Consider the following 19,819-nt stretch of genomic DNA (forward strand, 5'->3'; position numbering starts at 1 on the left):
GGCAGCGCGCTCCCCGTCACGCTGCCCGGCAAGCCGCAGCCTCGCTCAGCTGGACCGCAGAACCGCCATGAACTCGTTGACCTCGGTGGATAATTTCCGGGTCTGCCGCGTCATGCCCGCCGCCGCTTCCAGCACCGCCTTCGATGCGGTTCCGGTCTCGGAGGCCGTTCGGCCCACGGTGGTGATCGTTGTGGTCACGTCCTGGGACGCACGGGCGGTCTGCTGCGCGCTGCGGGCGATCTCGGTCGTTGCGGAACCCTGCTCCTTCACGGCCATGGCGATGGTGGTGGCGATCTCGCCGACCTCTCCCACTCTCGCCACGATGCCGCGGATCGCCTCCACCGCCTCGTTGGTCGTTTCCTGGATGGCGATGATCTGCGCGCTGATCTCCTCCGTGGCCTTGGCTGTCTGGGCGGCGAGCGTCTTCACTTCCGAGGCCACCACGGCGAAACCCTTCCCGGCGTCGCCCGCCCGCGCCGCCTCGATGGTGGCGTTCAGCGCCAGCAGGTTGGTCTGCCCGGCGATGTTGGAGATCAGCCCGACGACCTTGCCGATCCTGCTGGCGCTTTCAGCCAGGGCGCGCACGGTGTGATCGGTACGCTGCGCATCGCTGACGGCCTGGCCGGTGATCTGCGCGGACTGGGCCACCTGGCGGCTGATCTCGTGGATCGAGGCGGACAACTGCTCGGCCGCGACAGCCACGGTGTGCACCGAGCCGCTCGCTTCCGCCGCGGATACGCCCACCACCTCGGCCTGCTGCCGGGCCTGGCCGGCCGAGGCGGTCATGGCCTGGGCGGTACCCTCCATCCTGGTGGCCTCGGTGGCGAGATGGCCGACGATGCCGCCGACCGTTCTCTCGAAGGACGCCGCCAGGGCTTCCATGGTGGCGTGCTTTTCCAGGGCCGCCCGCTTCGCCATGTCGGCCATCTGGCTGTCGAGGCGCACCTTCTCGACAGCGTTGGCCTTGAGGACCTCCACCGCGCGCGCGATGTCGCCGGTCTCGTCCCGGCGGCCTGTCGAGGGCACCTGCGCGCCGAGATCGCCGGCTGCGAGAGCGCGCATGGAAAGGGTCAGTCGCCGCAGCGGCCGTATCGAGGCGATGCACCACCAGGCGATGGCCGTGATCAGCGCCAAGGCGGCGGCGCACAGGACCACCGTGAAACTCTGAAACCCTTCCGCGTTGCTGCGGGCGCTTGCCGCGACGCTGCCGTTCTTCTGTTCCTGCAGGTCGATGAACCGGTTGATCTGGGCGAGCCACTCGACAAAGGCGGGACGCGCGCTCTCCATCAGCAGGGCCTGGGCCTGCACCACGTCGCCAGCCTGCCGCAGCCGAACCACCTCGCGCAGGAGCGGGAGGGTTCGCCGCTCGACATCCTTGATGCTCGACAGGATGTGCCTCTCGTCGGGCGTGATGCCGGAACCGGCGGCGAACATCGCATCCAGCCGCTCGGCCGAGGCGGCGTAGTTGTTCGTGAGCCTCTCGATATCGGCCAGCACGGTGCGGAGTTCGTCAGGGCTCGAGACCAGGATGACGTCGCGCAAGCTGATGGCGCGGTCATGAACGCTGCCGCGGAAGTTGATGGCGTAGCGCTGCTTCACGCTGTTGATGTCGTTGATGACCGCGAGGTCCGCGCTGATGGCGCGGACCTTGCCGATGCTGATGCCCGCCAAGGCGATCATCAGGACCAGAACAACACCGAATCCCAGAAACAGGCGCGCGCTTATGGTCAAGTTTCTGATAAACGGCATTTTCTGTTCCTGATGCTTCTCGGGAATCGAACAAACAACAGCGAGCTTCCGCAAACATGACGTATGATTCGTAAAAATTTCCTTGCCGCCTGCTGAGAATCTCGGCACGGGGCCGGGCACCTGCCGGCATGAGGGGGCACCGCCCTCGGTGGCTCAGGCATACCTTCGAACAGCCGTTGATGAGCAAGGCCGGGAGGCAAAGGCCACCCGCCTCAGCAGGTCCGTGGGCGCCGGCAGCGCCGTTGTGCCGCGACGGGAGAGAAAGTCTGGCCGGGCGAAACGCCGGGTGAAGGTCCGCGACGCCGGCGGGTTCCCTGTTCCGCCGCACCGCGCCATTGTCTCCACCGCCCGCAGCCCTGCGTGAGGGCTTCTTTCCCGCCACAGCAGGGCGGCGCGCCGCGGCGCCTTCAGGGCCATGGCGCGGCGGGCGAGCTTCGCGGACACGCCGACCCGGCCCGCACCGGGACGCCGGTGCCGACAACCCTGGCCGGGAGCGCGGCCGAGTCGCACGTTTCCGGGGCGCTGCCAGCCGGCGGCGGAGAACAGGACGGGCCGGCCCGCCGGGGCGCCGCCACCCTGGTCCTGCCCAACCCTGTCTCACCGCTCCGCCGCGGGGAACCGCGGCCCGTGCCGGCGCCATGGCCGCCTGTTCCATGCCTGCCGCAGGGGCGGATGCCGCTGCCGGGCGCCTGCCGGTTCCGGAGGGAGGCGCACGGCGAACAGGCCATGGAAGCCGGCCCGGCGGCCCTGCCGCGCGGCGTGGACGCCTTCGCATTGACTCCGGGGGGCAGGCGCGGCTAGAACCCGCGCCTTCCCGCAGCAAACCCGGGCTTGCCAGGTCTGCCTGCGTTCCTGATACACAGACGACTGGTTCGAAACACCGCCATGGCGAACACGGCTTCCGCGCGCAAGCGCATCCGACAGACGGCCACTCGCAACGAGCGCAATCGCGCCCGCCGCTCGCGCGTCGGCACCTTCCTCACCAAGGTCGAGAAGGCGATCGCCGGTGGCGACAAGGCCGCGGCCCAGGCGGCGTTCAAGGACGCCCAGCCCGAGATGCAGCGCGCCGTCACCAAGGGCGTGCTCCACCTCAACACCGTTGCCCGCAAGCTTTCCCGCCTGACCTCGCGGATCAAGGCCCTGGGCGCCACCCAGGCCTGATCCCACCCCGCACACTGCGGGGTGACCGGCCAGGGTCCCTGTTCCGAGCAAGAACCCGTTGCGCCGAGGGCGCGGCGGGGGATAGCCTCCCGGAACAGCCCGCCGGACCAGAAGTATCAGTTTACATCACGGCGTTACCGGTCGTCCTTCATCTGTCGGGTTCACTGGCTGAATCCGACAGCACGAAGGCGGGGCGGTAATCCGCGTTCCGAGATCCGACGGGCCGCTGGATTGTTTCCGACCCCGGCGCCGCCTTTCCCGGCGGCAAGGCCGGACAGGAGGCGCGTGTCTCCGCCTCGGTTTCTCGTCGCCCCGCAAGGGGATGCATCAGGCCGGCCAAAGGCCAAGGGATAAGGTGGCAGGTGCTTCGCATGGAGAATGAGCTCGGCACTCCCTCCTCCGTCGCGCCGGAACAGGCGCCCGGGCCGGTGGCTGGTCCGGTCACGGAGGCCTGGGCCCGGATTCGCGGGCGCCTGCGCGAGGAAGTGGGCGAGGTCGAGTATCGCAGCTGGCTGCGCCAGATGACCCTTTCCGCCATCGAGGGCGAGGAGGCGGTCATCCTGCTGCCCACGCGCTTCCTGCGCGACTGGGTGCGCAACCACTATGGCGACCGCCTGCGCAGCCTCTGGGGTGCCGAGAATCTCGGCGTGCGCCGCATCGACATCCGCGTGGCGCCCGAGGGCCGCCCGCCGGAGCCCGCCGGGACGACGCCGCAGGCGGACGGCCTGGCCGGCGCGGCGCCCGTGGCGCGCCCGCTGCAGGCCACGCTGCCGCTGGCCGAGCCGCTCTCCTCCCCGCCGCGCGGCCCCGAGTCGCGCGCCGAATCCCGCAGCGAGGCACGGAGCGAGGCACGGAGCGACTGGGCGGCGCCGCTCGACCCGCGCTTCACCTTCGACAGCTTCGTCGTCGGCAAGCCCAACGAGTTCGCCCATGCCTGCGCCCGCCGCGTGGCGGAGAAGCCGGCGAGCCCGGGCTTCAACCCGCTCTTCCTGTATGGCGGCGTGGGTCTCGGCAAGACGCACCTGATGCACGCCATCGCCTGGGCGATCAGCTTCAACGGCCAGCGCAACGTCGCCTACATGTCGGCCGAGAAGTTCATGTACCGCTTCATCGCCGCGCTGCGCTCGCAGAGCACGATGGAGTTCAAGGAGAGCCTCCGCTCCGTCGACGTGCTGATGATCGACGACCTGCAGTTCCTGATCGGCAAGGACAACACGCAGGAGGAGTTCTTCCACACCTTCAACGCGCTGGTGGATGCGGGGAAGCAGATCGTCGTCTCGGCCGACAAGTCGCCCTCCGACCTTTCGGGGCTGGAGGACCGGCTGCGGACACGCCTCGGCTGCGGCATGGTGGCCGATATCCACGCCACCACCTATGAGCTGCGCATCTCCATCCTCCAGGCCAAGGCGCAGGGCGCCGAGGTGGAGGTGCCGCCGCGCGTGCTGGAATTCCTGGCCCACAAGATCACCAGCAACGTGCGCGAGCTGGAGGGGGCGCTGAACCGCCTCATCGCCCACGCCAACCTGTTCGGCCGGCCGATCACGCTGGAATCGGCGCAGGAGGTGCTGCACGACATCCTGCGCGCCCATGACCGCCGCGTGACGATCGAGGAGATCCAGCGCAAGGTCGCCGAGCACTACAACATCCGCCTGACCGACATGTCCTCCGCCCGCCGCGCGCGCAACGTGGCGCGGCCGCGGCAGGTGGCGATGTACCTGGCCAAGCAGCTCACCTCCCGCTCCCTGCCCGAGATCGGCCGCCGCTTCGGCAACCGCGACCACACCACGGTGATGCACGCCGTTTCCCGGGTCGCGGAGCTGATGCAGTCCGACAGCACCTTCGCCGAGGATGTCGAGTTGCTGCGGCGGATGCTGGAGAACTAATCCGTCAGCGGCCGCTCATGGCTGAGACGGCGGCCGCCCCCGGCCCGGCCGCCCGCCAGCGGCGGGCGGTCCTTGCGGAAAGAAGATGGGGGTGCGGGGGAATTCATTCCCCCGCGTTTTTCGTCCTGCGGTAACGCGGCACGTCCCCCGCCTCCCTGACGGCCCTCCCCTCCCCCACCAGCCGGTTCAGATGCGCCAGCGTCTCGCCGAGCGCGAAGCCCATCGGCCGGTGCTCCCTCACGCGCGGGAACAGCACGCCCGCCGCCTCGAAGGCGGTGAGCGGGGTGGCGCAGGCGGCCTCCAGCGTGCCGAGCCGCTCGGCATGGTGGGCGGCGAGCGCGTCGATCCGCTCATGCAGCCCGAAGAAGGGCTCGCCATGCGAGGGCAGCACCAGCGTTTCCGCCGGCAGGGCGCGCAACCGCGCGTTCGACTCCAGGAAGTCGCGCAGGGGGTCCGCCTCCGGCTCGGTGGCGCCGACGCCGACATAGGGGCTGATGCGCGGCAGCACCTGGTCGGCCGCTATCAGCACGCCCAGGCTCTCGCAATGGAGCGCGGCCATCTCCGGCGCGTGGCCGCCGCCCGTCATCACCCGCCATTCCCGCCCGCCGACGGCGATCCGGTCATCCTGCGCGATGCGGCGGTACTGGCGGGGCAGCGGCATCACGGCGCGGGCATAGAGCGGGCCGCGCGCGGCGAGGAAGGCCAGGTAGTCCTCCCCGCCGCCCATCATCCGGGCGAAGTCGAGCTGCTGCGCCGTCATGCCCTCATCCGTGTCGAGGCAGAGGAAGCGCGACATCAGGTATTCGGCACGCGGCATCAGCAGGGAAGCGCCGGTGCGCTCGCACAGCCAGCCGGCGAAGCCCACATGGTCGGGGTGGAAATGGGTGGCCAGCAGGCGGGTGATGGGCCGGCCCTCCAGCCCCTCCTCCAGGATGCGGCTCCAGAGCCCGACCGATTCGTCCGTGCGCGCCCCGGCATCCACGGCCAGCCAGCCCGCGCCGTCCTCCAGCAGCCAGAGATTGACGTGGTGCGGCGGAAAGGGCAGCGGCATCCGCGCCCAGCGTAGCCCGGGCCGGATCTCCGCCACCGCCCCGGGCTCGGGCGGCGGGGGCAGGGGGGCGGCGTTTTCGGTCATGCGGCGTTCCTCCGGAGGATGTTTGCTGCCATCCTCCGCCCGCATGGCGGATGACGCCAGCCCACTCTTCGCAACGCAGCAAAGCGGTGCGAGATTCGGCCCGCGCCCCCGAAGGCCGACAAGGAAACGACCCATGCTCCACGGCACCCCGCCCCTTCCGGGCAGGCCCAGCCCCGCTGGCGGCCTGGCCCGCACCATCCCCGGCATTTCGCAGGGCGTTCCGGCGGGCGCTCCCGCGTCCGGCTCGGCTGGCGGCCAGGCGGCCTATCGCGTGTTTCCGCGCGCCGAATGGGCGGAGCTGCGCGCGAACACGCCCCTGTCCCTGTCGGATGACGACATCGCCGGGCTGCGCGGCCTGACCGAGCGGCTGTCCATGGCGGAGGTGGTGGACGTGTTCCTGCCCCTGTCGCGGCTGCTGAACCTGCAGGTGGCGGCGGCGCGCGGCCTCGGCGTGGTGCAGGACACTTTTCTCGGCCGCCCCGTGGTGCCGCCGCCCTACATCATCGGCATCGCCGGCAGCGTGGCGGTGGGCAAGAGCACCTTCGCCCGCGTGCTGCAGGCAATCCTGGCGCGCTGGCCGGACCACCCCAAGGTGGAGCTGGTGACCACGGACGGCTTCCTCTACCCCACCCGGGTGCTGGAGGAGCGCGGGCTGATGCAGCGTAAGGGCTTCCCCGAGAGCTACGACCTGCGGCGGATGATTGCCTTCCTCAGCGCGGTGAAGGCGGGGGAGCCGGAGGTGGCCGCGCCGGTCTATTCGCACCTCACCTACGACATCATGCCCGGCCGGCAGCAGATCGTGCGGCGGCCGGACATCCTGATCTTCGAGGGGCTGAACGTGCTGCAGCCTTCCGCCGGGGCGCCGCTCCTGGCCTCCGACTTCTTCGACTTCTCGGTGTATGTGGACGCGGAGGAGCGGCACATCGCCGAGTGGTACATTCAGCGCTTCCTGCTGCTGCAGCGCACCGCCTTCCAGAAGCCCGATTCCTACTTCCAGCGCTACAAGGACCTGCCGGAGGCGGAGGCCGTCGCGGTGGCCCAGAACATCTGGCGGCAGATCAACCTGGTGAACCTGCACGAGAACATCCAGCCGACGCGCGAGCGGGCGCGGCTCGTGCTGCACAAGGGCGCCGACCACAGCGTGGACGAGATCTGGCTGCGGCGCATGTGAGGGCGGCCCCCGCCCGCCTCTCCCTGAACCGGAAGCGTCCGTCCGAGGCCGGCCAGGCGGCAGGCCATGTCCTGACGGGCCGTTGAACGGTCCAGCCAGGAAATTACGCCGATTTCATATTACCGGTTGAATAAGGACGAGGATCATTGAACTCGTCGTGAAGCTCCGCTTTGCCCCCATCGCCATGCGTAATTTTTGAGTAAAGTCCAGCTTATGCACTATGTCCGGCCGCCGCGTCTCACATCCTGAAGCGCCGTCCTGCCGGGATATCCTGCCTTCGGGGGAGACTTCGCACCCATGCTGTTCAACTCGGCCGTCTTCATTGCAGGCTTCCTCCCTGTTGTCTTGCTTGGGTTTTTCCTGTTCGCCGGCACGGGCCGGCAAAGGCTGGCGGGCCTCTGGCTGACGCTCGCCTCGCTGGTGTTCTATGGCTGGTGGGACCCGCATTACGTGCCGTTGCTGCTGGCCAGCATGACGGCCAACTACCTGCTGGGCGGATACCTGCTGAAGCACCCCTCCCGCGCGGTGCTGGTGCTGGGCATCGCCGGCAACCTGCTGCTGCTCGGCTACTACAAGTACACGGGCTTCCTGCTCGGCAGCATCGACCAGGCCTTCGGGCTGGACTGGACGGTGCCCAACATCATCCTGCCGCTGGCCATCTCCTTCTTCACCTTCCAGCAGATCGCCTATCTGTCGGACGCGCATGACGGCGCGGTGGTGGAGCACGACTTCCTCAACTACTGCCTGTTCATCACCTTCTTTCCCCACCTGATCGCCGGACCCATCACCCACCACCGGGAGATGCTTTCCCAGTTCAGCAACCCCGACAATTTCCGCCCCCGCTTCGACAACATCTCGGTGGGCGCCACGCTGTTCGTGCTTGGGCTGTTCAAGAAGGTGGTGTTCGCCGACCCGATGGGCGCCGAGGCCGCCCCCGTCTTCGCCGCCGCCGCCGAGGGCGCGCGGCTCGGGCTGCTGGATGCCTGGGGCGGCGCGCTGTCCTACACGCTGCAGATCTATTTCGACTTCTCGGGCTACACCGACATGGCGATCGGCCTCGGCCTGCTGTTCGGCATCAGCCTGCCGCCCAACTTCGACAGCCCCTACAAGTCGCGCAACGTCATCGAGTACTGGTCGCGCTGGCACATGACGCTGACGCGCTTCCTGACGGCCTATGTGTACAACCCCGTCGTCATGCGCATCACCCGCGCCCGCGCGGCGGCCGGCAAGCCGCTGCCGCGGCGCGGCAAGATGACCTTCGGCACCTTCCTGGCGCTGGTCGCCTGGCCCACGGTGCTGACCATGTTCATCTCGGGCGTCTGGCACGGGGCGGGCTGGCAGTTCGTGGCCTTCGGCCTGCTGCACGGCTTCTACCTGGTGGCGGCGCATGCCTGGCGGGCCTGGAAGGCGCGCACCGGCCGGCCGCTCGACAGCGACAACTGGCTGAAGAACGCGGTGGCCATCCTGTTCACCTTCCTCTGCATCAACGTGGCCATGGTGTTCTTCCGCGCGCCGCACCTGGAGGGCGCGCTGAACCTGCTGGGCGGCATGGCCGGGCTGAACGGCGTCACCCTGCCGCCCTCCATCGCCGGGCTGCCAGTGGTGGGCGCGGTGGCGCGGGCGCTCGGCATCGGCGCCGAACCGGGCGTGTTCTTCCGCCCCATGCTGGGGCTGCACATCGCCCTGCTGCTGGCCATCGTCTGGGGCCTGCCCAACACCCAGCAGTTCATGCGCCACTACCGCACGGCGCTGAACTGGCGGCCGCGCGTGAGCTGGCTGCAGCCGGTGCTGCCCTTCGCCACCTGGCGGCCCAGCGCGGCCTTCGGCGTGGTGATCGGCCTCGTCGGCTTCTATGCCCTGGCGCGGGCCTTCTCCGCCGCGCCCACCGAATTCCTCTACTTCCAGTTCTGAGGCGGATTCCATGGAACAGCTTCCCTGGCTGCCGGCCCAGGCCGATCTCGGCGCCGCCCTCGGCGCGGCGCGCCGGCTGGAGCCGGCGGCGCGCTTCGCCGAGGCGGTGCGCCTCGCGGGCTTCCGGCGCGACTTCACCCAGACCGGCCGCATCGACCGGCTGGCGGCCGACGGCCTGGCCGACCCGGCGCTGCGCGGCGGCGTCTCCCCCGCCCTGACGCCGCTGCGCCTCGCCATCCTCTCCTCCCACACCGTCGATCACCTGGTGCCAGCCATCCGCGTCTCGGGCCTCGGCCGCCGCGTGGCGCTCTCGGTGCATGTCGCCCCCTACGGCATGTACCGTCAGGCGCTGCTGGGCGAGGACCCGGAGCTGGCCGCCTTCGCCCCGCAGCTCGTCCTGCTGGCGCTCGATGCGCGCGACGCGCCGATCGACCTGCCGCTGGACAGCGGCGAGGACGCCGTGGAGGCCGCCGTGCAGGCGCGCACCGACGAGCTGCGCACCCTTTGGCGCCGGGCGCGTGCCCGCTACGGCGCGCAGGTGGTGCAGCAGACCCTGGTGGCCCCCGACCCGCTGCTGTTCGGCTCCTTCGAGGCGCTGGTGCCGGCCGCGCCGCACAGCATCATCGAGCGGCTGAACACCGCCATCCGCGCCGCCGCGCGGGAGGAGGGGGTGCTGCTGCTGGACCTCGCCTGGCAGGCGGCCCGCCTCGGCCATGGCTCGGGGCTGGCCGACCCGGTGCGCTGGCACCAGGCCAAGCAGCTCGTCAGCCCGGTGCTGGCGCCGCTCTATGGCGACCTCGTGGCCCGCATCGCCGGCGCCGTCGCCGGCACCTCGCGCAAGTGCCTGGTGCTGGATCTGGACAACACCCTCTGGGGCGGCGTCATCGGCGATGACGGGCTGGACGGCATCCGGCTCGGCCAGGGCAACGCCACGGGCGAGGCCTTCCTCGCCTTCCAGCGCTACGCCGCGGCGCTCGGCAAGCGCGGCGTCATCCTCGCCGTGTGCAGCAAGAACACCGAGGCGGTGGCCGTGGAGGTGTTCGAGAAGCACCCCGAGATGGCGCTCCGGCGCGGCGACATCGCCTGCTTCGTCGCCAACTGGAACGACAAGGCCGGCAACCTCCGCCACATCGCCAGGACATTGAACATCGGCCTCGACAGCCTCGTCTTCGTCGATGACAACCCGGCCGAGCGCGAGATCATCCGCCGCGAGCTGCCGGAGGTGGCGGTGCCGGAGGTGACGGAGGACGTGTCCGACTACCCGGCCATCCTCGGCGCCGCGGGCTACTTCGAGGCCGCCGGCTTCACCGCCGACGACGCGGCGCGCGCCCGCTCCTACGCGCTGAACGCCGAGCGGCAGGCGGCGCTGGAGCAGGCCACCGACATCACCGGCTACCTCCGCAGCTTGGCCATGCGCATGACGGCGCGCCGCGTGGGCCCGGCCGAGCTGCCGCGCGTGACGCAGCTCATCAACAAGACCAACCAGTTCAACCTGACCACCCGCCGCTACACGGAGGCCGACACGGCCCGCTTCGCCGCCGACCCGGACACGCTGCTGATCTCCGTCCGCCTTGCCGACCGCTTCGGCGACAACGGGCTGATCGCCGTGCTGATGGCGCGCCCCGACGCGGCGCTGCCGCCCGGCGAGCTGCTTATCGACACCTGGCTGATGAGCTGCCGCGTGCTGGGCCGCCAGGTGGAGGAAGCCTCGCTCGGCGTGCTGCTGGACCATGCCGCGCGGCGCGGCGTGAAGGCGCTGGTCGGCGAGTACCGCCCCACCGCCAAGAACGGCATGGTCGCCCAGCACTACGCCAGGCTGGGCTTCGAGCCGATGCCGGCGCCGGCAGGCGCCGAGCCCGACAGTCTCACGATGGGCGCCACCTTCTGGCGCTACGAACTGCGCGCCGCCGAGGCGCCCGCCCATTACATCGAAGTGGAAGCCGCATGACCGAGGCCCAGATCTACGACGCCCTGACCGAGGTGTTCCAGGACGTGTTCGACGACGACGCCATCCGCCTGACCGCCGCCACCACCGCGGCCGACGTGCCGGGCTGGGACAGCCAGGCGCATGTGAACCTCGTCGTCGCGGCCGAGATGCGCTTCGGGGTCCGCTTCCGCACCGCCGAGCTGGAGTCGCTGCACAATGTGGGCGACTTCGTGAACCTCATCGCCAGCAAGCAGCAGGGAGCGCGCTAGCCATGTCCCCCCCTCCCGGCCAGCCTTCCCCCGAGAAGGAGCGGGATGCGGCGCAGGCCGGCCCTGCCGTCTCGCCGCGCTACCTGAGCGCGCTGTTCGGCACGGCCTTCGCCGCGCTGCTGGGCTTCTACGCCCTGCTGTTCGGCCTGGACGCCGCCGGGCGCCTGCCGCCGCCGGCCTTCGCCAACTCCATCTGCGTCGATGAGAAACTGGCCTTCCACCGCGGCCACCCCGTGCCGGGCGCGACGCTGCTGGTGATCGGCTCCTCCGTCGCCTGGCGCCACTTCGACGGCGACGCGGTGGTGGAGCGCAACCCGCGCGCCGTGCCGCTGAGCGGCGCCTTCTGCGGCCTTTCGGCCAATCAGAGCGTGTTCGCCGCCAACTGGTTCCTGGACCGCCAGCCGGCCGTGCGCGAGGTGCTGCTGATCGCCTCGCCGCAGGATTTCGAGAACTGCTCCACCGTGCGCACCGCGCTGTTCGACAGCGCGGACGCGGCGTCCTTCGTGAGCGGCGCCTCGCCCTGGCCGTTCTACATGCGCTACTTCGCCCCCGGCTCGCTGCTGCGCAACGCCGCCGAGATCGGCGCCAAGCGCAGCGGCGAGAACTTCGTCGATCCGCTGGTGTTCGACCGCTACGGCAGCGGCCCGCTCGACACCGCCCGCAACCGCGAGACGCTGCTCTACGGCATGGTGCGGACGCTGGACCCGGCCTGCTTCGACGCCGTGGCCGGCCTGGGCGAGCGGCTGCGCCGGGAAGGGCGGCGGCTGCTGGTGGCCTCCACCCCGCTCAACCCCGCCTGGAAGGCGGAGGGCGACCCGGAAGGCCGCACCGTGGCCGAGTTCAACCGGCGCATGCAGGCGGCCCTCGCCCCCTCGGGCGGCGTGTTCTGGGACGGGGACGCGGCGAAGGTGGTGGAGCCGGACGCCTTCTTCGACGCCATCCATCTGCGCTGGTCGGCCGCCCGCACCTACTCGGACGCGCTGACCGAGGCGCTGAAGCTGGGCCAGGCCGCCCCGCCGCGCCCCACCCTGCTCTCCGAGCAGCGCACCCACTGACCGCGCCGGAGCGGGATGGCGGAAAGGCGGCCCCGGGCCGCCTTTTTCGTGCCCGGCGCGGCATGAGGGCTGGAAACGCGGCAAGGCAGGGCGACTGGCCTGCGCGCCTGCTCTCGGAACCTGGAATTCTGGGGAAACTCGCGCGGCGGGTGGTGGAGCTGAGGGGAACCTCGGAACCCAGCACGATCAATGGTTTACCCCGCCACCTTGTGCCAATTCTGAGCAGCAAGATCAACGGTTTTCGGACCATGTGGCTACCGATGAGGTAGGGTCTGATCACCCTCAGCCTACCACACTTTCCGAGCTTGCCACCCTCCCCCGCTGGGTGGCGTGGCAGACGGAGGGGCGGGGCGCCGCTGGCAAGCCGACCAAGGTTCCCTATGCGCCGGATGGGCGGAAGGCCAAGGCCGATGACCCACGGAGCTGGGGCGTCCGCCAGGAAGCATCTGACCGTGCCGCCCTGCTGCCACGTCCCTTTGGCTCCGGCGGTGTTGGCCTGGAGCTGGGCGACCATGGCGGCATCGCCATCGGCGGCATCGACCTGGATACCTGCCGCAACCCTCAGACTGGAGTTCTGGCATCCTGGGCAAGCGAGGTGGTGGAGCGGTTCGCCACCTATTCCGAGGTGTCGCCCTCCGGCTCGGGAGTGAAGCTGTTCTTCACCTACGACTCGGCCGATGGCGTGGCGATCCGCAAGGCCATGGGGACCGAGACAGGCCGGAAGTGGGCGCGCAAAGGTGGCGACCACCCGCCCGGCATCGAACTCTATATCTCGGGCCGCTTCTTTGCCGTCACCGATGAGCGCAGCCCGGGGGCGCCTCTGGAGCTGCGCCAGGCCACGCTGGACGATCTGGAATGGCTGATCACCGAGGCCGGGCCGGAGATGGCCGCGGCTGGGCAGGAAGAACCACGTCCGCGCCCTGCCCAGAAGAAGGCTTCCGGCTCACGCACCGGCAGCGGTGACGGCAGCCGCAGCGCCAAGGCCTTCAAGCTGGCCGCGCAGATCCGGCGGGGCGGTGGCGACTTCCCGGCCTTCCTGGAGGCCCTGGACGCCGATCCCCATACCGCAGCATGGAAGGCTGAGAAGGGAGAGGCTGACGGCGGCCGGGAGCTACGCCGTGCCTGGGAACGGGCCAGCGCATCGGTGGAACAGGACGTTCTGCTGACGGAGCACGGCGTTGCCGTCGCCTTCACGAACCGCTTCCGGGACCGGCTCCGGTACTGCCATGACGCCGGCTCCTGGTACGAATGGACCGGCACCCACTGGCGGCAGGACCGTAAGCACGCCGCGTTCAGCTTCGCCCGTGAGCTGGTGTCGCAAGCCAACCGCGAGGCCGAGTTCAAGACGCAGGCTATCACCGGCAAGGCATCCTTCGCAGGCGGCGTCGAGAAGTTCGCCCAGCGTGACCCTGCCCATGCTGTGACGGTCGAGGATTGGGACCAGGACCCGTTCCTCCTGGCCACGCCGGGCGGCACGGTGGATCTGCGCACCGGTAAGATGCGGGCGGCCAGGCCGGGCGACATGATGACCCGCGTGACGGCTGTGGCGCCGGCTCCGCTAGGGACGGATGCGCCGATCTGGCGGGCCTTCCTTCTGCAGGCCACCAAGGGGGACCACCAGCTCATTGGCTTCCTGAAGCGGTGGTTTGGCTACTGCCTGACCGGCAGCACCCGGGAGCATGCCCTGTTCTTCGGCTACGGGCCGGGCGGTAACGGCAAGTCCGTCATCCTCAACACCATGTCGCGGATCATGGGCGATTACGCCGTTGTGGCGGCCATGGAGACCTTCACGGCCAGCCACGGGGACAAGCACCCTACCGACCTCGCCATGCTCCGTGGCGCCCGCCTAGTGACCGCCACGGAGACGGAGGAGGGCCGCGCCTGGGCCGAGAGCCGCATCAAGCAGATGACGGGCGGCGATCCCGTCTCAGCACGCTTCATGCGCCAGGACTTCTTCACCTACCGGCCGCAGTTCAAGATCACCATCGCGGGCAACAACAAGCCGGTGCTGCGGAATGTGGATGAGGCCGCGCGCCGCCGCTTCAACATCGTCCCCTTCCTCTACAAGCCGGCGCAGAAGGATCTGGACCTTGAAGCCAAGCTGGAGGCGGAGTGGCCCGCCATCCTGGCATGGATGATCGACGGCTGCCTGGCGTGGCAGGCTGATGGGCTGACGAAGCCGGACGTGGTGAATGCGGCCACGGCGGAATACTTCGAAGCGCAGGACCACTTCAGCCGGTGGCTGGCGGAGTGCTGCGACCTTCGCCCAGAAGCGAGCGTCCGGCCGGGCCAACTGCTCACCAGCTTCAATCAGTGGTGCGAGCGCAACGGCGAGCAAGCCAGCGACAATCGTAAGCTCCGGGGGATGCTGGAGCGCACCCCCGGCCTCCGATACCGCACTGTGAAGGGCTATCCCTTTGTTCGGGGCATCTACCTGCTCTCCGAAGCTGAGCTGCGTCAGCGTCAGCAGGAGGCTGCCCATCATCCCCAGGGTGAGGAGGGTGAGGGATGGTGAGGGATCAGGTCGTTGATGCGCCACGTGCGCGCGCACGTGTAGTGGGAGATACGGGGGTGAGGCCACCATCCCTCACCCCGGTCACCCTCGAAGAGCTGGCGTGCCGGGTGGCGCGCCTCTCTCTCAGTCACCGTGACCCTGAGATGTTCCATATCGAGAAGTCGGAGCTAGCGGCCGAGCTGCGGCGACTGGCGCGGGCTTGGCGCCCATGACCGAGATGCAGGATGTGCGCTTCGAGGTGCTGGGCGTGGAGCGGGTGGCGGGGGCTGGGAAGCTGAAGGCACTGGCTGTGGTGCTGGTGGAAGTGGAGGGCGTGCAGATCACCCTCCAGGGAGTCCAGGTGGTGCAGGGAGCCGATGGCTTGTGTTGTCGGGCTCCGACCTTCAGGCATCCACGGGACGGCCGATGGCTGCCTGCTGTGGCGCTGCCGCCAGTGCTAGCCGATGCCATCGCCGCCGAGGTTCTAGAAATCGCTCAGGGCTGAAGGGGGGCCTGGACCGGTTGGGGGGTTCCTTCGCGCTGGGAACAAAAACTGAAGGGGGGGTTTGCCTAGATCTTTGTTTTTCGCCACTTTCCGAAGACAAAGCTTCACGCCTGAGGGGCTTGTTTGTGCCAGGATCGGAAATCGGAGAGGGTTCCCGATCAAGAGGGGGCAGGGGGGGGGCAGTATGGAAGGTTCAGAATCCAAGATAGCGGCAATCGAAGTTGGCGCGGCCGATGATGAGCTACGCTACTGGAAAGCTGGCGCTGCCATAAGGCTAGGTGAAGCGCGACTTGCGTCTCAGGCGATTAATCGGACTGGCATCGAAACACGAGCTACAGCGATCATCGGGTGGGCGGTACCTATTGCACTGGCTGCCCTTACTTTGGCGTTCAATCCGCAAACAGTATGGATTAGGCCTGCAGCTATTGCAGCATGCCTCTGCATTTCCGTTGCAATGCTCAGTGCTGGAGCTGTTCTGTGGCCCAGAAAGTGGAGTGTGGTCGGCTATCCACCTGATCATGCCTTAGCTTCGGTCGAAGGAACCGAGCTTGAATTTCTAGAACGTCTCGCTGGCGAATATGCCCAAGGCATTTACGAGAACAAGCGCCAGCTCGATGTTCTAGGCTGGATGCTGCGCATAGCATGGACTGCCATGGCATTTGCCCCAATGGGCGCAGCCCTGGTCGGATGGTGGACTTATGACCCGCCCTCTCTCCGCACAGACGGGATGATGATCTTTATCTCTGCCTTTGGGACAGAGCCCTTGACCTCTTGAAGCCGTGAGGTTGTGGGCTTCTGCGGTGGCGGCGGTGGCGGGGGCTTCTTTGTCATAGGGCGAACCTAAGGCCACACTCCAATCGTCGTCCATCTCAACATGTGAGGCAACACCGGCATAGGAACCGCCGACGCAAGTTCCTGGATAGGAAGTTCCGTCATTTAGTTCCCAGATACCCCTTCTCGGTCAACCAGGTCCGGAGAATCCGGTCAGTCATTGATGATACCGACCGGCCATCATCCTTCGCGGCCTTCTCCAGCGCCGTCTTGATCTCTGGAGCCAGCCGCATGCTGGTTGGAACTGCTGCGGGTGCCATGCACTACCTCTGCGCTACATTCCGCTTGACGTAGCGGATTTGTAGCGCAATTGTATGCTCGTCGCCTTGTTGGAGCAAGGAGATACGGCCGAACGTGGTGTTGGAGCACCGCGCCCGGCCTGACCACCACCCGCTGTAGAAGGACAGCCGGCAATGGCTACTCGCGCCAATCGCATACCCGCGCCCTCAGTGGAAGCCGCAGACGACGCCCAGCCCAGAAGAAGACAGGTTGAGGGGGTGCCCATGGTGCGCCCTAGCACCGCCGGCTTCTACCTGGCGTATTTGGCCAACGGCGATGCCCCGCCCTGGCCCGTCGCCGACCGGCTGATCTTCGGCTCCACCATCGCGGCGGCCGGCATCTGCATCGCCCTCGGGACGCTGGGGGTGATGCTGTGAAGACCCTCTCCAGAAGAGCCGCCGTCGCTCTCCCGGCCGCCATTGCCCTGCCTGCCGCGGCGGCCACGGCTTCCCTCGACGCGAAGCTGCTGGGCGCCTGCGCCACCTACCGGGGCATCATGGATCAGATCCGCGCCGTGGAGGCGCAGCCTGATCCAGCCTTCGGCAGCGCCGAGAGCAAGATCCGGGAGAGGAAACTCTCTGATCTGTGCATCCGCATGGACGATGCGTTGCTCTCCATCGCCAGCATCCCCGCCGCCACTCCAGCCGGCATGGCGGCCAAGGGCGACCTGGTGCTGTCCTTCCTGCCCCAAGCCTGCAGCGACTTCGAACTGACGGCGGATAGTCCTGAGATCCTCGTTGCCCTCTCCCTGGCCCACGATGCGGTGAGCCTGCAGGGGAGGCCGGCATGAACCGCGAGAGAAGATTGCCCCAGCCCCCGCACGGGCTGCCTTCATCCTTCCTGGACGCTTGGAACGACGCCGACATGGCGGTCGGCACCGTCGCCAACGGGGTGGAGCTGCTGGAGCATCTGCTGGCCAGCACATGGGCGACCCTCCCGCTGGAGGAACAGAACCGCCTCGGCTTTCTCGTGGAGAGCCTGGGGCTGCACGTCGAAGCGGTGGAAGCGCGGCTTGAGAAGGTGGCGCATGCCGCCGCCGATATGGTGAGGCCGCAAGCATGAAGGCCCGCCTCTTCGCCCGCCTCTGCTGGCTGCGGCTGCTGCTGGCCATCGGTGAGTGGCGTGTGCGCCGGATGGCGCAGGCCATGGAGCGTGCGCACGGGCTGCCGGCCGGGTGGTTGATCCTGCCGGGCAATGCCCAGCGCTTTGCGGAGTGGGAGCGGCAACGGCAGGTTTGGCGGAGGTCAACCTATCGGTTGAGCTAGCGCTCACAGAGTTTGAGGCGCGCCAGGATTTCCGTTGACCCCTAAAGGAATCATGAGATACTTTAGAGGATCGACAGAGAGCTGAGGCGAAGATGTCCCGGACACCAAGTCCCGATATGCCCATGTTCTTCAGCAGCGATGTCTGCCGGGCTGTGGGCATCGATATGGCTACCCTGAAGAACTGGATTAAGCGCGGCGTCATTCTGATGAGCGATCAGGACCGCGAGCGGTACGGCATCGAAGGCCCATCGCAGGAGCGGCTGGCCACGGGCTCGGGCCGCTCGCACCTGTTCACGCTTCGGCGTGTCATCCAGACCGCCTTGGTCGCCGAGCTGACGCGCCTTGGTGTGCCGCCCGGCAAGGCTGGGATGCTGGCGCTCAAGTTCACCGATGTGGGTAAGGGTGGGGCGGCATACGAAGGGGAGCCTCTGACCATCAAGCGCTTCCCGGGCCAGCTCTTCCAAGCAGGGCTGACGGTGCTGGTTGCTTACTCCGACAAGGACACCGGCACCGTCATAAACGTCGATCACGAGACGCCATTTTTCGAGGTTCTCGCTTCGGGTTCCGCCGCGATCATCGTCAATGTCAATGAGGTTTGCAGGCGGACCTGCGCCGCACTTGATGTGGATTACCCCGTCTGATGACCGCCCCCACCATCGTCGCCATCCGCAAGGTCGAGCGCACCTCGCGCGATGGGCGGAACAACGTCCAGGCCATCCTCACTATCCAGGATGGTCCGTGGGTTGTCAGCGGCTTCGCCCTGATGGTGGACGCCGTTGGCAGACACTACCTTCGCCCCCCGCGCTGCGCACATAACGACGCGCGCGTGGTGCTGAAGAACTATCCCGGCCGCGACGTACTGGTGGCCGAGGCAGTGAGGCTCAGTGCCCAATTCGCTGAACCGCCGCTCGCGACGGCATTCTCCATGGACATGAACCATGACCCTTCGCGAGATGCTGGAGCGCCGCGCGGCGATTGCCGCTGAGCTGCGCACCATGAACGACAACCCCGCCGGGGAGAACGGCGAACTGAGCACCGAGCAGCGTTCCCGCTGGGATGCCCTGAAGGGCGAGCTGGGCACGCTGGAGCAGCGCATCGGCCGGCAGGCCACGCTGGACGATGCCGAGCGCCGCATGCAGGGCCAGCCGCTCGGTGGCACGGGTGATGCCAACCTGGACCGGGAAATGCGCTCCTTCTCCCTGATCCGCGCCATCGCCAGCCAGGTGCCCAACCTGAACGTCGATGCCGGCCGGGAGCGCGAGCTGTCGCAGGAAGTCGCCCGCCGCTCGGGGCGCGCCTTCCAGGGCATGGCCGTGCCCATGAGCGTCTTCCACCAGCCGGTGGAACAGCGCGTGGTGACCACCACGACGCCCTCCGCCGGTCCCGGTTCCAACCTGATCGCGACCGATTACCGGCCGGGCGAGTATATCGACCTGCTGCGCAACGCCCTGGTGGTCCGCCAGCTCGGCGCCCGCGTGCTGTCCGGGCTGGTCGGCAATGTCGCCATCCCCCGCCTCAAGCAGGATGCGACCGCCGCCTGGGTGAACGAGAACCAGGCCATCCCCACCAGCGACATGGCCTTCGGGCAGGTGGGTCTCACGCCTAAGCATGTCGGCGCTCGCACCGAGTTCAGCCGCAACATGCTGCTGCAATCCTCGCCGGATATCGAGACGCTGGTGCGGGCTGACTTCGCCGCGGTGCTGGCGGCCGAAGTGGACCGCGCGGCCATCGCCGGCAGCGGTGTGGCGCCGGAGCCGCTGGGCATCCTGAACACGCCGGGCATCGGCTCCGTCACCCTCGCCGCCAACGGTGGGCCGATCACCTTCGACGCGGTGGCGGATCTGCAAGGCGCGGTGGACGATGCCAATGTGACCGGCGCCTCCATGGCCTTCCTGACCAACACGAAGGTTCGCCGGCAGGCCGCCAAGATCAAGGACAACAACGGCGTTCCGCTGGGCCTCGCCACCATCTTCCAGGGCGGCACCCTGGCAGTGTCCAACAACGTGCCGGGCAACCTGACCAAGGGCACCGGCACCGACCTGTCGGCGCTGATATACGGCAACTGGTCCGACCTGCTGCTGGGCTACTGGTCGGAGTTCGACCTGCTGGTGAACCCCTTCGCGGAGGAGGCTTACGCCAAGGGCAACGTGCAGGTGCGCGGCATGGTCACCATGGATGTGGCCG

General features: G+C 68.4%; 19 protein-coding genes. 17 read left to right on the top strand and 2 right to left on the bottom strand.

Annotation, left to right across the window (positions count from 1 at the left end; genetic code table 11):
* Positions 1–45 precede the first annotated feature (45 nt).
* The gene (locus CR162_RS16850; protein ID WP_245870447.1) at positions 46–1,803 is read right to left on the bottom strand and encodes a methyl-accepting chemotaxis protein; all 1,758 of its coding nucleotides are present in this window, start codon (positions 1,801–1,803) and stop codon (positions 46–48) included.
* An 831-nt stretch (positions 1,804–2,634) separates the two neighbouring features.
* On the opposite strand from CR162_RS16850, the gene rpsT reads away from it, so the two are divergent.
* Positions 2,635–2,910 (top strand): 30S ribosomal protein S20, encoded by a 276-nt coding sequence (gene rpsT / locus CR162_RS16855; protein WP_099096700.1) that lies wholly within the window; start codon positions 2,635–2,637, stop codon positions 2,908–2,910.
* A 371-nt stretch (positions 2,911–3,281) separates the two neighbouring features.
* Positions 3,282–4,793: a chromosomal replication initiator protein DnaA gene (gene dnaA / locus CR162_RS16860; protein WP_099096701.1), complete on the top strand. Its 1,512-nt coding sequence runs from the start codon at positions 3,282–3,284 to the stop codon at positions 4,791–4,793.
* Positions 4,794–4,896: 103 nt separating this feature from the next.
* On the opposite strand, the gene CR162_RS16865 is transcribed toward dnaA, so the two are convergent.
* Positions 4,897–5,928, bottom strand: coding sequence for an MBL fold metallo-hydrolase (locus CR162_RS16865; protein WP_099096702.1), 1,032 nt, complete (start codon positions 5,926–5,928; stop codon positions 4,897–4,899).
* Between the two features lie 133 nt (positions 5,929–6,061).
* Here CR162_RS16865 and coaA point away from each other — a divergent pair, with 133 nt between their 5' ends.
* The 15 genes from coaA to CR162_RS16930 form a co-directional block, all read left to right on the top strand.
* Positions 6,062–7,099 carry a type I pantothenate kinase gene (gene coaA, locus CR162_RS16870; RefSeq protein WP_099096703.1) on the top strand — a complete coding sequence of 346 codons (1,038 nt, stop codon included), beginning with the start codon at positions 6,062–6,064 and terminating at the stop codon, positions 7,097–7,099.
* 297 nt (positions 7,100–7,396) lie between these two features.
* Entirely contained in the window at positions 7,397–9,010 is a 1,614-nt protein-coding gene (locus CR162_RS16875) for an MBOAT family O-acyltransferase (protein WP_099096704.1), read from the top strand.
* A 10-nt stretch (positions 9,011–9,020) separates the two neighbouring features.
* Positions 9,021–10,958 carry an HAD-IIIC family phosphatase gene (locus tag CR162_RS16880; protein ID WP_099096705.1) on the top strand — a complete coding sequence of 646 codons (1,938 nt, stop codon included), beginning with the start codon at positions 9,021–9,023 and terminating at the stop codon, positions 10,956–10,958.
* Complete coding sequence (locus CR162_RS16885) at positions 10,955–11,206, top strand: acyl carrier protein (RefSeq protein ID WP_099096706.1); 252 nt, start codon at positions 10,955–10,957, stop codon at positions 11,204–11,206. Before CR162_RS16880 ends, CR162_RS16885 begins: the two co-directional genes overlap by 4 nt.
* 2 nt (positions 11,207–11,208) lie before the next feature.
* On the top strand, positions 11,209–12,261 hold the full coding sequence (locus CR162_RS16890) for a hypothetical protein (protein WP_099096707.1): 1,053 nt from the start codon (positions 11,209–11,211) through the stop codon (positions 12,259–12,261).
* A gap of 325 nt (positions 12,262–12,586) precedes the next feature.
* Positions 12,587–14,776, top strand: a complete 2,190-nt coding sequence (locus CR162_RS16895) for a phage/plasmid primase, P4 family (RefSeq protein ID WP_245870448.1) — start codon at positions 12,587–12,589, stop codon at positions 14,774–14,776.
* Positions 14,777–14,984: 208 nt separating this feature from the next.
* A complete protein-coding gene (locus CR162_RS16900; protein ID WP_099096708.1) occupies positions 14,985–15,260 on the top strand; it encodes a hypothetical protein in 276 nt (91 codons plus the stop codon).
* A gap of 184 nt (positions 15,261–15,444) precedes the next feature.
* Positions 15,445–16,035 carry a hypothetical protein gene (locus CR162_RS22110; RefSeq protein ID WP_141563194.1) on the top strand — a complete coding sequence of 197 codons (591 nt, stop codon included), beginning with the start codon at positions 15,445–15,447 and terminating at the stop codon, positions 16,033–16,035.
* Between the two features lie 559 nt (positions 16,036–16,594).
* A complete protein-coding gene (locus CR162_RS22465; protein WP_176559893.1) occupies positions 16,595–16,747 on the top strand; it encodes a hypothetical protein in 153 nt (50 codons plus the stop codon).
* A complete protein-coding gene (locus CR162_RS16905) occupies positions 16,744–17,160 on the top strand; it encodes a hypothetical protein (protein WP_099096709.1) in 417 nt (138 codons plus the stop codon). Before CR162_RS22465 ends, CR162_RS16905 begins: the two co-directional genes overlap by 4 nt.
* Complete coding sequence (locus CR162_RS16910; RefSeq protein WP_141563196.1) at positions 17,157–17,432, top strand: hypothetical protein; 276 nt, start codon at positions 17,157–17,159, stop codon at positions 17,430–17,432. The genes CR162_RS16905 and CR162_RS16910 overlap by 4 nt, the downstream gene beginning before the upstream one ends.
* Positions 17,429–17,635 carry a hypothetical protein gene (locus CR162_RS16915; protein ID WP_099096711.1) on the top strand — a complete coding sequence of 69 codons (207 nt, stop codon included), beginning with the start codon at positions 17,429–17,431 and terminating at the stop codon, positions 17,633–17,635. Before CR162_RS16910 ends, CR162_RS16915 begins: the two co-directional genes overlap by 4 nt.
* Before the next feature lie 122 nt (positions 17,636–17,757).
* A complete protein-coding gene (locus CR162_RS16920; protein WP_141563197.1) occupies positions 17,758–18,276 on the top strand; it encodes a MerR family transcriptional regulator in 519 nt (172 codons plus the stop codon).
* Entirely contained in the window at positions 18,276–18,620 is a 345-nt protein-coding gene (locus tag CR162_RS16925; protein WP_099096713.1) for a hypothetical protein, read from the top strand. Before CR162_RS16920 ends, CR162_RS16925 begins: the two co-directional genes overlap by 1 nt.
* A partial coding sequence (locus tag CR162_RS16930; RefSeq protein ID WP_099096721.1) for a phage major capsid protein occupies positions 18,574–19,819 on the top strand: 1,246 nt, incomplete at its 3' end. The genes CR162_RS16925 and CR162_RS16930, both read left to right, overlap by 47 nt.

The sequence above is a fragment of the Teichococcus rhizosphaerae genome (genome assembly GCF_002631185.1).
GTDB lineage: Bacteria > Pseudomonadota > Alphaproteobacteria > Acetobacterales > Acetobacteraceae > Pseudoroseomonas > Pseudoroseomonas rhizosphaerae.